Genomic DNA, 12,729 nt, shown 5'->3' with positions numbered 1-12,729 from the left:
TCAGGCACGGCGGAGGCACGACTGCCCGCGGCCGGGGCGAGGGAGCGGGTCTCAGGCCGGGCGTGGCAGCGTGGCGTGGCGGTCCAGGAACGTCGAGACTTCCCGGTTGCGGCGGTGGGGCAGCAGGACTCGGGCCGTCCCGGCCAGCATGGTGTGGACGCGGGAGGACTGGACCTCGCCCAGCAGCTCCAGGACCCGCAGGCCGGCGTCCGCCGCCTCGTCGGGGTGGCCGCCGCGTGCCAGGTCGTCCGCCAGCTCCGCCGAGTACAGCGCGAGGTTCCGCGTGAAGTGCGGGTCCTGCAACTCTGCGGCCCGTCGTGCGTGCCGGGCGGCCCGGTGCCAGTCGCCCAGCGCGGACCAGCACTGCGCCTCGAGACCTTCCAGCTCGGCGCGGCCGTAGAAGCTCATCCACTCGGGGTCGGCGTCCGAGGGGCCCCGCTCGTAGAAGGCCTGCGAGCGTGCCAGTGCCTGTTCGCAGCCGACCCGGTCGGCGAGCCCCGCCCAGCCGCCCGCCTCGCGCAGCGCCAGCAGCGACATCAGCCGGTCCGAGCCCAGCGGTCGGGCGGCGCGCTGCGCGGCCTGGGCCGCCCGCACCGCCTCGCGCGGCCGCCCGGCGTCGCGGGCGAGGAACGCCATGTTGCAGAAGGCGTGCGCCTCCAGACCCGCGTCGGCGGTCATCCGGGAGGTGGCCAGCGCCTCCGCGTAGTGGGAGCGCGCGTCGTCGAAGCGCCCGGAGTCGTGTGCCAGCCAGCCCACGGAGATCGCCAGTTCACCGGCGCCCGTGTAGAGCCGGTCCGCCGTCGCCCGGCCGGACGCCCCGGCGTCCAGCAGCGCGTACGCGGTGCGCAACGGGGCCGCCGCGCGCCGGTAGAGGCCGTCCGCACCGTGCCGGTCGTCCAGCAGCCGGATCCGGCGGACGGCTTCTTCGAGGGCGCAGGCCTCGCCGGACCCCGCGCGGCGCACGGGACGTCCGGCCGCCGCGGCGTCGAGGGCGAGCCCCAGGGGGCCCAGTGAGGCGGCGGCCACGGTGGCCCCGCTCGTCATGAATGCGCGACGCAGCACGTCGCTCTCCTCATTGTTGTCGTGCTTTTCGTACGGGCCCTGCGTGTCACGCGTCTCATACGGTTCACCCGCCCCCCGCGTCTCACCCGAGGCGCGTTCGGACGGGCGGGTGGGCGCCGGGAGCGCGTCCTCGTCGGTACGCACCCGGCGTCCGCGTACCGACGAGCGGGGCGCGAACCCCAGGTCGGTGAGCGTGTGACCGGGGAACATGTGCAGGAACACCCGCTCGTAGGCGTAGTTGGGACAGCGGATCTCGCCCGCCTCGACCCGGCCGACGTACCGCGCGTCACAGCTCACCCGCTCGCCGATCTCGCGCGCGGCCCGGCGGACCGCCGCCGCGAACTCGGCCGGCGAGCGCTTGCCGCGCAACCGCCGGAAGGCGAGGTTCGGCCGCGACGGCCGTTCAGGCTGGGCGGAGGTCACCATTGACGACGCCATGGCCGGGTCCTCTCGTGCGAACCGTCGAACCATGCCGGAAAAGAGATGAGTTGCGGAAATCATCCGCCTGCCATCACCTGGCATCCCTGTTTCCGGCGAGCAAGAACGTACCGGCTGTGACGGAGCCGCCACGCACTGTTTGCCTACAAACCGGATATCTCATCCACGATCTGCCATGAAGTGCCATCCTTTGCGGCGGACTTGTGCCGTAGCCGTTGACGGCCCGCCGCGTTGGACAGGGTGACCGGGAGGCCCTCGACTCCCGACCCGCTCGTCCGAGGAGGACTTCCGTGGTGAAGGCCGGGATGGATACCAGCCGGATCAGCGATCCGCCCTGCGAGGCCTGCGATGTCGTCACCGTGCCGACCCGGCAGGGTCTGGAGGCGGTCGACATCCTCAGGCGGGGGGCCGGCGAGGCGGTGGGTCCCGTGATCCACGACGACGGGTGCGACACCCTGGGGTTCCTGGTGCCGCCGGGCACCGCCGCCGCCTGGGACGTGCCGGGCAGCACCTGTACGGAGACGGACGGCCGCGGGCTGAGTCTCGACCTGCCGTCCGAGCCGCCCGTGGAGGGCTCCGACTGGCTGCTGCCGCCCGGTGAGGCGGACCCCGCGACCGACCCCGCGGTGCTGCGCGAGGCGCTGGGCGAGGCGGCCCGGCTGATCAGAGCGGCCGACAGCTGCCGCTGAGCCCTCCCGGCCACGCGCGGCGCCATCGCGCGGTGCGCCGATAATGGCCCGATGGGAAAGTCCAGGAACGCCCGCCGCGGGCGCGCTGCCGCCGAGAGGGTCGTCGAGGACGTCGACGGCGGACGCGCCGAGCTGATCCCCGACCGGGACCGGACCCGGGCCTGGACCCTGCTGATCGACGGGGCCCCGCAGTCGCACGTCGACCTCGACGACCCGACCCACCTGTCCTTCGAGTACCAGCGCCGTCTCGGGCACGTCATCGACCTCGCCGCCCCGCCGGGCAGGCCCGTCCAGGCCGTGCACCTCGGCGGCGGCGCCTTCACCCTCGCCCGCTATCTCGCCGCCACCCGCCCCCGCTCCACCCAGCAGGTCGTCGAGCGGGACGCCGCCCTCGTCCAACTGGTCCGCCGGGAGCTGCCCCTGGACCCCGGCGCGCGGATCCGGGTGCGCTCCACCGACGCCCGCGCCGGACTGGCCAAGGTGCCCGACGGCTGGGCGGACCTGATCGTCGCGGACGTCTTCAGCGGCGCCCGCACCCCGGCCCACCTGACGTCCGCCGAGTTCCTGGACGAGGTCCGGCGCGCGCTCGCGCCCGGCGGGGTCTACGCCGCCAACCTCGCCGACGGCCCGCCCCTCGCCCACCTGCGCGGCCAGATCGCCACCGCCGCGGCCCGGTTCGCGGAACTCGCCCTCGTCGCCGACCCCGCGGTGCTGCGCGGCAAGCGCTTCGGCAACGCCGTCCTCGCCGCCTCCGACCGCCCGTTGCCGGTCGCCGAACTCACCCGCCGCGCCGCCTCCGACCCGCAGCCCGCCCGGGTGGAACACGGCCGCGCGCTGGCCGACTTCACGGGCGGCGCGACACCGGTGACGGACGCGGCGGCGGTGGACTCGCCCGCGCCACCGCCCTCCGTCTTCCGCTGACGCAGACGCAGAGGCAGACGCAGAGGCAGGGGTCCGGCGAGGCGCGTCGGCTCAGTAGCTGCCGATCTCCACGCGCGGCGGCCCGTCGTGCCAGGTGCAGAACACCGACACCCGGTCCGCCCCCGAGCTGAACTCCACCCGGATCCACGACTCCGTCTTCCACACCTGCATCGACCAGCCCGCACCCGGCGTCGCCGACACCAGGGAGGCGGACGACGTGTCGAGGTCGAAGACCGCGCGGCCGCCGTCGGTGTCGTAGCTCCTGACCTCGCCGGAGGTGGCGGGGGAGGGGCTCGCCGGGCGCTCGGGCGGGCTGGAAGGGGCGGTCCGCGACGGGGTGGGGTCGGGCGCGGGGCGGGTCTCGCTCGGCGACGGCGAAGGACTGCCCGACGGCGACGGACGGCTGGTGGACGACGCCCGCGAACCCTCTCCGCCGGAGGCGTCCTGCGCGTCCCGTACCGACGTGTCGGCTGCGGTGATGGGCAGCGCGCGGGGCGCGTCGTAGGCCGTGCCCGTCATCACCGTGTGGACGCCCCACCACGACAGCGTGACCGCCGCGCCGGTGGCGAGCAGCCAGGCAAGTACGTGGACGAGTCCTCTGCGCATCGCGGCCATACTGCCTCACCCGCCCCACCCGTGTCGCCCGAACGGAGTGTGACGGTGGCCCCCGGCAGAGTTGTGCACAGGGCCGCACCGGAGTTGTCCACAGGCCCGCACCGGGTTGGTCCGCATGGCGTACGGTGCCGCCCATGGCAAGTGTGCTCGTGGTCGAGGACGACCAGTTCGTACGCTCGGCGCTCATCCGGCACCTGACCGACGCCTCGCACACCGTGCGCAGTGTCGGTACGGCGCTGGAGGCGCTGCGCGAGGTCGCCCATCTCCGTTTCGACGTGGTGATCCTCGACCTCGGACTGCCCGACCTGGACGGCTCCGAGGCACTGAAGATGCTGCGCGGCATCACCGACGTACCCGTGATCGTCGCCACCGCCCGGGACGACGAGGCGGAGGTCGTACGGCTGTTGAACGCGGGCGCGGACGACTACCTCACCAAGCCGTTCTCCGTGGAGCACCTGTCGGCCCGCATGGCCGCCGTCCTGCGCCGGGTCCGGACCGGACCGGCGGAGGCGGCGCCCTCGCCCGTCATCCGGGTCGGCGGCCTCACCGTCGACCCCCTGCGCCGCCAGGCCGACCTGGACGGCGTGCGCCTCGACCTCACCCGCCGCGAGTTCGACCTGCTCGCCTTCCTGGCCGGCCGGCCAGGGGTCGTCGTCCCCCGCAAGGAACTGCTCGCCGAGGTCTGGCAGCAGTCCTACGGCGACGACCAGACCATCGACGTCCATCTGTCCTGGCTGCGGCGCAAGCTGGGCGAGACCGCGGCGCGGCCGCGCTACCTGCACACCCTGCGCGGTGTCGGCGTGAAGCTGGAGCCTCCCCTGCAGGACCCGGCGCAGGGCCCGGGGCTGCCCGGAGCGGAGCCGCCGCGATGAGGTGGGCCCTGGTCAAGGTGTCGCTGGCGGTCACCGCGATGGTCGTGGTCGCCTTCGCCGTCCCCCTGGGACTCGTCATCCGGGAGATGGCCCGGGACCGCGCCTTCTCCAACGCCGAACGGGAGGCGGCCGCGGTCGCCCCCGCGCTGTCCATCACCACCGACCGCGACCAGTTGGAGCGCGTCGTCGCCTCCGCCGGCTCGGACGCCGGAATGGCCGTGCACATACCGGCGTCCGGCGAGCCCACCGACGGCGCGGGGCAGCGGGCCGCCGACATCGGCCGGCAGCGCGCCACCGACGAGGACATCGCCGCCGTGCGCGAGATGGGCCGTGCCTCCACCACCGAGGTGGACGGCGGTTCCACGCTGCTCCAGCCGGTCGCGCTCAGCTCCGGCGAGATCGCCGTGGTCGAGGTGTACGTCCCCGAGTCCGAGGTCACCAACGGGGTCGCGACGGCCTGGGCGGTGCTCGCCGCGGTCGGCGCCGCCCTGATCGTCGGCTCCGTCGCGGTCGCCGACCGGCTGGGCGTGCGGATGGTGCGGCCCGCGCAGCGCCTGGTCGAGGGCGCGCACCAGTTGGGGGAGGGACGGCTGGGCTCGCGGGTGCCCGTGGAGGGGCCGACCGAACTGCGGCTCGCGGCCGTCGCGTTCAACTCCATGGCCGACCAGGTGGTCCAGCTCCTCGCCAACGAACGCGAGCTGGCCGCCGACCTGTCCCACCGCCTCCGTACGCCGCTGACCGTGCTGCGGCTCAACGCGGCCTCGCTCGGCGACGGGCCGGCCGCCGAGCAGACCCGGTCCGCCGTCGAGCAGTTGGAGCGCGAGGTCGACACCATCATCCGCACCGCCCGGGACGCCAAGCCGCAGACGGCCGCCGCCGGTCCGGGCGCCGGGTGCGACGCGGCCGAGGTGGTGCGCGAGCGGATGGGGTTCTGGTCCGCGCTCGCCGAGGACGAGGGCCGCAAGTGGCGGGTGGCCGGCGCCGACCGGCCGGTGCGCATCCCCGTGGCCCGCGCCGACCTGGCCGCCTCCCTCGACGCCCTGCTCGGCAACGTCTTCCGGCACACCGCCGAGGGCACCGCCTTCGCGGTCGACCTGCACAACGGCGAGGACGCGGTGATCGTGCTCGTGTCGGACGCGGGCGCCGGCATACCCGACCCGGAGGCGGCGATGGCCCGCGGCCGGGGTTCGGGCAGCGACGGCTCGACCGGGCTCGGCCTGGACATCGTGCGCCGCATGGCCGAGTCGACCGGCGGCGACGTCCGCATCGGCTCCTCCGTGCTGGGCGGCACCGAGGTGCGCATCTGGGTGCAGCTCGACGGGCGGACGGCGCCCGAGCGGCGCGGCCACCGGGGAGCGGTGCGGCGCCGCCGGCAGCCCCGGCGGACGGCCGGCATTAATCGGCCCCGATCTCTTCCTTAAGCGCACCCTAAGATCGCCGAACCCCGCCCGGATCAGGCTCTTTGCCCGTTTCCGGCTCGCTAGCGTGCTGCCGCACCCCCATCCCCGGACGTTCCCCGCCGGGGGCACCGTGAACAGCGAAGGCAGGCACATGACGCGCACGCACCGACGCAGGGTCAGTGGCAGGAACAAGGCGATCGGCACCGTCGTCGCGGCGGCCGTGGCCGGCGGCGGCGCGCTGCTGTTCACCAGTACCGCCCAGGCGGCCCCGGTGGGCGCCGTCTACACGAAGACCAGTGCGTGGTCGAACGGCTACACCGCCCAGTACGTCGTCACCAACGGCAGCGGCGAGGCGAAGCCGGACTGGACACTGGAGTTCGACCTGCCCGGCGGGACGAAGCTGGGCTCGCTGTGGAACGCCGAGTCGAAGGTGAGCGGGCAGCACGTCACCGTGACCCCGCCGAAGTGGGACACGGACGGCCTGAAGGCCGGCGAGTCCGTCACCGTCGGCTTCGTCGTCAACGGCACGGACGAGCCGACCGGTTGCCTCGTCGACGACGCCGAGTGCGCGGCGGACGACGGCGCCACCCCCGAGCCCAGCGGTCGCCCCACCGAGCCCCCGGCCCCGACCTCCACCCCGGCCCCCACGGCCACCGACTCCGCCGAGCCCGACCCCACCGGCACCGCCACCACCCCGGCGCCCACCTCGACACCGGGCAACGGCACCGCGGCCGGCGCCGGCTTCGCGCCGTACGTCGACACCTCCCTCTACCCGTCCTACGACCTCCTCGCCAACGCCGAGGCCACCGGGGTGAAGGACTACACCCTCGCCTTCGTCACCGACGGCGGCGGCTGCACCCCCAAGTGGGGCGGCGTCACCGACCTCGCGAGCGACGCGGTGGCCAAGCAGATAGGTGCCCTGCGCGCCGAGGGCGGCGACGTCCGTGTCTCCTTCGGCGGCGCCTCCGGCTCCGAACTGGGCACCACCTGTACGTCCGTGGACGCGCTGGCGGCGGCGTACGGCAAGGTCGTCGACGCCTACGACCTCACCAAGGTCGACTTCGACGTCGAGGGCGGCGCGCTGCCCGACACCGCCGCCAACACCCGCCGCGCCCAGGCCATCGCCGCCCTCCAGAAGGAACACCCCGGCCTGGACGTCTCCTTCACCCTCCCCGTCATGCCCGAGGGCCTGACCCAGGCGGGCGTCGACCTCCTCGCCGACGCGAAGGAGAACGGCGTGGACATCGGCACCGTCAACATCATGGCGATGGACTACGGGCCCGCGTACAGCGACGACATGGGCACCTACGCCGAGCAGGCCGCCACCGCCACCCAGGCGCAGGTCAAGGGCGTCCTCGGCCGCTCCGACGACGAAGCCTGGAAGACGGTCGCCGTCACCCCGATGATCGGCGTCAACGACGTCGTCTCCGAGGTCTTCACCGTCGAGGACGCCGGCCAGCTCGTGAAGTTCGCCGAGTCCAAGGGCCTGGGCGGACTGTCCATGTGGTCCGCGACCCGCGACAAGGCGTGCCCCGGCGGCCCCAAGCCCGCGGCCGACGCGACGTGCAGCTCGATCGACCAGGAGGCGAACGCCTTCGCGAAGGCCTTCGCCGCCTTCAAGTAGGGCCGGGCTTCCCCCCACACCGGCCCCACGAGCGGGGCGCGGCACCCACGTGGGGTGCCGCGCCCCGCATCGGCCGTGCCGTCCCCGGGCGGGCGCCTACTCGGCGGAGTCCACCGGCGGGAGCGAGCCCGAGCGGGCCGCCCGGCCGTACCACAGGGCGCTCGACTTGGGGGTGCGCTGCTGGGAGACGTAGTCGACGTAGACCGCGCCGAACCGCTTCTCGTAGCCGTAGGCCCACTCGAAGTTGTCCATCAGGGACCACAGGTAGTAGCCGCGGACGTCGGCGCCGTCGGTGATGGCCCGGCGCACCGCCGTGAGGTGGCCGTGCAGGTAGGCGACGCGCTCCGGGTCGTGCACCGTGCCGTCGGCACCCGGCTTGTCGTCGTAGGCGGCACCGTTCTCGCTGATGTACAGCGGCAGGCCGGGCGCCTCGCGGTGGTAGCGCATGATCAGCTCGTGCAGGCCGGTCGGGTCGACGCTCCAGCCCATCTCCGTGCGCTCGCCCGGCGGCTGGTGGAAGGCCACGTCGTCGGCGGCCGGCCACGGCGAGTGGTCGCTCGCGCCGTGACCGTCGGCGCGCGGCGCCCGGGAGTCGGCGTCCGCCGCCGAGACCACGGTCGGCGTGTAGTAGTTGAGGCAGATCGCGTCGATCGGCTGGCGGATCTGCCCCAGGTCGCCGTCCTGGACGAACGACCAGTCCGTCACCGGCGCCGTCGCCTCCAGCAGGGACTGCGGGTAGGCGCCGTGCAGGATCGGGCCGTGGAAGATCCCGCCGGACAGGTCGTCGATCCTGCGGGCCGCCGCCAGGTCCTCCGGCTTCTGCGACAGCGGGCGGACGACCGAGGTGTTGAGGCTGATCGCCACCGAGTTGCGGGCCGGCATCACCGACCGCAGGGCCACCGTGCTCAGACCGTGCGCCAGGTTCAGGTGGTGCGCGGCGCGCAGTGAGGCCGCGGGGTCGGTGCGGCCGGGCGCGTGCACCCCGGAGGCGTAGCCCAGGAAGGCCGCGCACCAGGGCTCGTTGAGCGTGATCCACTGCTCCACGCGGTCGCCAAGCGCCTCGCCCACGATCTGCGCGTACTCCGCGAACCGGTACGCGGTGTCCCGCTCCGGCCAGCCGCCCGCGTCCTCCAGCTCCTGCGGCAGGTCCCAGTGGTAGAGGGTGACGGCCGGTTTGATCCCGGCGGCCAGCAGCTCGTCCACCAGGCGGCGGTAGAAGTCCAGGCCGCGCTGGACGGCAGGGCCGCGGCCGGTCGGCTGCACCCGGGGCCAGGAGATGGAGAAGCGGTACGCGCCGAGCCCCAGGTCCTTCATCAGCGCCACGTCGTCGCGGTAGCGGTGGTAGTGGTCGACAGCGATGTCACCGGTGTCCCCGCCGGCCGTCTTTCCGGGGGTGTGGCTGAAGGTGTCCCAGATCGAGGGCGTACGGCCGTCCTCGCGCACCGCGCCCTCGATCTGGTACGCCGAGGTCGCGGCGCCCCAGAGGAAGGCAGGGGGGAAGGTCACCGGGGTCACCGGCGTTGCGGACTCAAGCATGGAAGCGCTCCCAAGCGGGTCGTGTGACGACCGGCGCGTAGTAAGGACGAGGGGGGAATGCGGGCCGGGGCGGCGGCGACCCGGCCCACCGGGTGAGGTGTCGGCCCTTGGTGTCTGCCCTTCTCGGCAGCCTGTCAGCCCTTGACGGCTCCCTGCATGATGCCGCCCACGATCTGCTTGCCGAAGATCGCGAAGACCAGCAGCAGCGGCAGCGTGCCGAGCAGCGCGCCACCCATGATCAGGGCCTGGTCCGGGGTGAAGCCGCGGCCGAGGCCGGCCACGGCGACCTGCACGGTCGGGTTGCCGTTCTGCGTCAGCACCAGGAACGGCCACAGGAAGTCGTTCCACACCTGGACGAACATCAGCATGCCGAGGACGGCCATCGCGGGCCGGGCCGTCGGGAACACCACGTGCCAGATGACGCGCCAGCTGCTCGCGCCGTCCACCCGGGCGGCCTCGATGATCTCGTCCGGCAGCGCCTGCAGCAGGTACTGCCGCATGAAGAACACGCCGAACGCGCTGACGAGCGACGGGAAGATCACCGCCTGGAGCTGGTCGGTCCAGTCCAGCTTGGCCACCATCATGTACAGCGGGATGATGCTCAGCTGCGGCGGGATCATCATGGTGCCGACCACGATCAGCATCAGCGCGTTGCGGCCCCGGAACTTCAGCTTGGCGAAGGCGAAGCCGGCGATCGTCGACAGGAACACGACGGTGACCGCCGAGATCCCCGCCACGATCGTGGTGTTGAGGATCGCCTCGCCCATGTTGGCGTCGGTCCAGGCGATCTCGATCTTGTCGAAGAGGTTGCCGCCGAACCAGAACGGCGGCGGCGTCTGGGCCAGGCGCTGGTTGTCGCGTGAGGCGGCGATCGCCGTCCACACCAGCGGGAACAGCGAACCGAGGGTGAACAGGGCGAGGATGATGTACGCGACGGGTCCTGCGTGCATCTGTCCGCCGGCCCGGGCCGACTTGGACCGGAGCCGGCCCCGCCGGGGCGGTTGGGGCACCGGATCGGCCGGGGGTTTGGTCAGGGTCGTCGTCACGGCCGGTTCTCCTTAACTACTGGCGCGCAGCCGGCGCGAGATGACGTAGTTGACGATCCCGATCACGATGAGGATCAGGAACATCGTCCAGGCGATCGCCGAGGCGCGGCCCAGGTGCTGGTTGATCCAGCCCTGCTCGTACAGGTACAGGCCGAGTGTCTGGAACTGGTGCTGGGAGCCGCCCGACGCGCCCTTGTTGGCGTCGAACAGCAACGGCTCGCCGAACAGCTGGGAGGCGCCGATGGTCGACACGACGACGGTGAAGAGGATCGTCGGACGCAGCTGGGGCAGCGTGACGTGGATGAACTGCCGCCACCGGCTGGCACCGTCCAGCGCCGCCGACTCGTACAGGTCCTGGGGGATCGCCTGCATCGCCGCCAGGTAGATCAGCGCGTTGTAGCCGGTCCAGCGCCAGATGACGATCGACGAGACGGCGATCTGGGACGGCCACTTGTCGCTCTGCCAGTCGACCTTGTCGAAGCCGACCAGGTCGAGCGCCCAGTTGATCATGCCGTAGTCGCGGCCGAAGAGGAGCACGAAGACCAGCGAGGCGGCGGCGATCGACGTCGCGTACGGCGCGAGCATCACCACGCGGTAGAAGGTGGAGCCGCGGAGCTTGTAGTTGAGGATGTGCGCGAGGCCCATCGCCATGAGCAGTTGCGGCACCGTGGAGATGATGCCGATGGTCAGCGTGTTCTGCGCCGCGTTCCAGAAGAACTCGTCGTCGAAGATCCTGGTGAAGTTGTCCAGGCCGACCCACGTCATGTCGGTGGGCGCCGTCAGCTCCACCGTGTGCAGCGAGGCCCAGCCGGTGTAGAGCAGCGGGAACAGGCCGAAGGCGGCGAACAGCAGAAAGAACGGGGAGACGAAGGCGTACGGGCTCCAGCGCAGGTCCCGCTGCCAGCGGCGGGAGAGCCGGGCCCGCTTCCTCGCCTCCTCGGGGGAGACCGCGTCACCGGGCGGTCGGCCCGGGGCCGCGCCCCCCTTGGAGGGGGGCGCGGCGGTGTCGTGCCGGGTGGTCATTCCGGTCACTTCTCCAGGTTGTTGTCGATGGTCTTGGTGGCGTTCTCCCAGGCCTCCTTGGGCGACTTGCCCTGGGTGACGAGGATGACGCCGTTGTCGGTCAGGCCCTGCTGGATGATCTGGTCCTTCGGGCCGATCACCTGCGCCGGGATGGACTCGGCGGCCTTGGCGAACAGCTCACCGATCGGCGCTTCGCCCGTCATCTCGTTCTTCGCGTCCTTCACCTCCGGCAGCTCGTAGGCGGCCGTGGCGCTCGGGAAGCTGCCCTGCACGGCGAACAGCTTGGCCTGCTGCTTCGGCGCGGTCAGCCAGGCGACGAGCTTCTGCGCCTCCTCGACGTTCTTGCCGCTCTTGGGCACACCCAGGAAGGAACCGCCCCAGTTGCCGGACGTCGGCGCCGCGGCCACGTCCCACTGGCCGGCCGCCTCGGGCTGCGACTTGCCCTTGATGGTGCCGAGCATCCAGGGCGGGCAGGCCACGGTGGCGAACAGGTTGTTGGCGATGGTCTGCTCCCAGGCCGGCTGGAACTGGGTCTGCGCCTGGACCAGGTCCTTCTCGGCGGCCTCCGCGGTCAGGTCGAAGGCCTCCTTGACGGCGGGGTTGGTCTTGTAGACGACCTCGCCGGCGGCGTTGTAGAACTTCTCCTCCTCGCCGCCGAGGATGGCGTTGATCAGACCGCCGGGCGAGTCCATGAAGTACGTGTCCTTGCCGGCACCCTTCTTGTACTTCTCGCCGGCCTCGATGAACTTCTTCCAGTCACCCGCCCACAGCGCGCCGACCTCGTCGCGGTCGGTCGGCAGGCCCGCCTTCTCGAAGAGGTCCTTGCGGTAGCAGATGGCCATCGGGCCGATGTCGGTGCCGAGCCCGACCGCCTGGCCGTCCTTGGTGACTCCCTGCTTCCACTTCCAGTCCACCCAGCTGTCGGCCTTCACGCCCTCGACCTTGGACATGTCGACGAACTTGTCCGCCTGGGTCTCGACGACCTCGGCGATGTTGCCGACCTCGATGGCCTGGACGTCCTGCAGGCCGCTCCCGGTGGTGAGGTGGTTGACCAGAGCGGGGTAGTAGTTCTCGTTCCGCTCGGTGACCGTCTCCTCGATGTTGATGTCCGGGTTGAGCTTCTCGTACTCCTCGTAGAGGCCGGCCTCCTTGAAGCCCATCGTGCCGAACAGACCGAGGGTGATCGTGGTCTTGCCGCCGCCGTCGCCCGACGACGAACTGTCCTCGTCCTTCCCGTCATCGGCACAGCCGGCCAGCAGCCCGGCCCCCAGCGACGCGATGGCCGCCATGACCACCACCTTGCGGGCGGGTCGTATACGTGCTGCTCGCATTGCGTCCTCCTGTTGCCCTGACGTGCCGACCCCCCGGCCAACTACATGGTTGGACCCGCTGCTTCATGTCGTTCGTTCGTTGCTGCGGCTCGGGCGGGGAACGTGCGGGATGTGTATGTGCCAGGTAGTGTGGGAGCGCTCCCACAAGTGATGTGTTGAAGAGTCGTCGGTC

At 72.2% G+C, this 12,729-nt stretch carries 11 protein-coding genes; 5 read left to right on the top strand and 6 right to left on the bottom strand.

Annotation, left to right across the window (positions count from 1 at the left end; translation table 11 throughout):
- Positions 1-51: 51 nt before the first annotated feature.
- A complete protein-coding gene (locus OIE75_RS13465; protein WP_329471018.1) occupies positions 52-1,500 on the bottom strand; it encodes a hypothetical protein in 1,449 nt (482 codons plus the stop codon).
- 290 nt (positions 1,501-1,790) lie between these two features.
- Between OIE75_RS13465 and OIE75_RS13460 the strand changes: the two genes are divergently transcribed.
- Together OIE75_RS13460 and OIE75_RS13455 are read left to right on the top strand one after the other, a co-directional pair.
- Positions 1,791-2,189 carry a hypothetical protein gene (locus OIE75_RS13460; protein ID WP_443078350.1) on the top strand — a complete coding sequence of 133 codons (399 nt, stop codon included), beginning with the start codon at positions 1,791-1,793 and terminating at the stop codon, positions 2,187-2,189.
- Positions 2,190-2,240: 51 nt separating this feature from the next.
- Entirely contained in the window at positions 2,241-3,110 is an 870-nt protein-coding gene (locus OIE75_RS13455; protein ID WP_329471015.1) for a spermidine synthase, read from the top strand.
- Between the two features lie 51 nt (positions 3,111-3,161).
- On the opposite strand, the gene OIE75_RS13450 is transcribed toward OIE75_RS13455, so the two are convergent.
- Positions 3,162-3,716: a hypothetical protein gene (locus tag OIE75_RS13450; RefSeq protein ID WP_329471013.1), complete on the bottom strand. Its 555-nt coding sequence runs from the start codon at positions 3,714-3,716 to the stop codon at positions 3,162-3,164.
- A gap of 143 nt (positions 3,717-3,859) precedes the next feature.
- Here OIE75_RS13450 and OIE75_RS13445 point away from each other — a divergent pair, with 143 nt between their 5' ends.
- From OIE75_RS13445 to OIE75_RS13435, 3 genes are all read left to right on the top strand, one after another.
- A complete protein-coding gene (locus OIE75_RS13445; RefSeq protein WP_307012323.1) occupies positions 3,860-4,597 on the top strand; it encodes a response regulator transcription factor in 738 nt (245 codons plus the stop codon).
- The gene (locus tag OIE75_RS13440; RefSeq protein ID WP_307012322.1) at positions 4,594-6,018 is read left to right on the top strand and encodes a sensor histidine kinase; all 1,425 of its coding nucleotides are present in this window, start codon (positions 4,594-4,596) and stop codon (positions 6,016-6,018) included. Before OIE75_RS13445 ends, OIE75_RS13440 begins: the two co-directional genes overlap by 4 nt.
- Positions 6,019-6,148: 130 nt before the next feature.
- Positions 6,149-7,621, top strand: a complete 1,473-nt coding sequence (locus tag OIE75_RS13435; RefSeq protein WP_329471011.1) for a glycoside hydrolase family 18 protein — start codon at positions 6,149-6,151, stop codon at positions 7,619-7,621.
- 96 nt (positions 7,622-7,717) lie between these two features.
- On the opposite strand, the gene OIE75_RS13430 is transcribed toward OIE75_RS13435, so the two are convergent.
- The 4 genes from OIE75_RS13430 to OIE75_RS13415 form a co-directional block, all read right to left on the bottom strand.
- On the bottom strand, positions 7,718-9,157 hold the full coding sequence (locus OIE75_RS13430) for a GH1 family beta-glucosidase (protein WP_307012320.1): 1,440 nt from the start codon (positions 9,155-9,157) through the stop codon (positions 7,718-7,720).
- Positions 9,158-9,291: 134 nt separating this feature from the next.
- Positions 9,292-10,203: a carbohydrate ABC transporter permease gene (locus OIE75_RS13425; RefSeq protein WP_122619952.1), complete on the bottom strand. Its 912-nt coding sequence runs from the start codon at positions 10,201-10,203 to the stop codon at positions 9,292-9,294.
- A gap of 12 nt (positions 10,204-10,215) precedes the next feature.
- The gene (locus OIE75_RS13420) at positions 10,216-11,226 is read right to left on the bottom strand and encodes a carbohydrate ABC transporter permease (protein ID WP_307017918.1); all 1,011 of its coding nucleotides are present in this window, start codon (positions 11,224-11,226) and stop codon (positions 10,216-10,218) included.
- 5 nt (positions 11,227-11,231) lie between these two features.
- The gene (locus OIE75_RS13415) at positions 11,232-12,557 is read right to left on the bottom strand and encodes an ABC transporter substrate-binding protein (RefSeq protein WP_307012319.1); all 1,326 of its coding nucleotides are present in this window, start codon (positions 12,555-12,557) and stop codon (positions 11,232-11,234) included.
- Between the last annotated feature and the right edge of the window lie 172 nt (positions 12,558-12,729).

Source organism: Streptomyces sp. NBC_01723 (assembly GCF_036246005.1).
Taxonomy (GTDB): Bacteria; Actinomycetota; Actinomycetes; order Streptomycetales; family Streptomycetaceae; genus Streptomyces.
Note: the sequence above shows the minus strand (reverse complement) of the source record. Positions and strands in the feature narration are given on the sequence as shown.

Excerpts from the sequence above, each read along its gene's own strand:
- OIE75_RS13450 (WP_329471013.1), bottom strand. The coding sequence starts at position 3,716 with ATGCGCAGAGGACTCGTCCACGTACTTGCCTGGCTGCTCGCCACCGGC.
- OIE75_RS13430 (WP_307012320.1), bottom strand. The coding sequence starts at position 9,157 with ATGCTTGAGTCCGCAACGCCGGTGACCCCGGTGACCTTCCCCCCTGCC.
- OIE75_RS13435 (WP_329471011.1), top strand. The coding sequence starts at position 6,149 with ATGACGCGCACGCACCGACGCAGGGTCAGTGGCAGGAACAAGGCGATC.
- OIE75_RS13420 (WP_307017918.1), bottom strand. The coding sequence starts at position 11,226 with ATGACCACCCGGCACGACACCGCCGCGCCCCCCTCCAAGGGGGGCGCG.
- OIE75_RS13455 (WP_329471015.1), top strand. The coding sequence starts at position 2,241 with ATGGGAAAGTCCAGGAACGCCCGCCGCGGGCGCGCTGCCGCCGAGAGG.
- OIE75_RS13415 (WP_307012319.1), bottom strand. The coding sequence starts at position 12,557 with ATGCGAGCAGCACGTATACGACCCGCCCGCAAGGTGGTGGTCATGGCG.
- OIE75_RS13465 (WP_329471018.1), bottom strand. The coding sequence starts at position 1,500 with ATGGCGTCGTCAATGGTGACCTCCGCCCAGCCTGAACGGCCGTCGCGG.
- OIE75_RS13440 (WP_307012322.1), top strand. The coding sequence starts at position 4,594 with ATGAGGTGGGCCCTGGTCAAGGTGTCGCTGGCGGTCACCGCGATGGTC.
- OIE75_RS13445 (WP_307012323.1), top strand. The coding sequence starts at position 3,860 with ATGGCAAGTGTGCTCGTGGTCGAGGACGACCAGTTCGTACGCTCGGCG.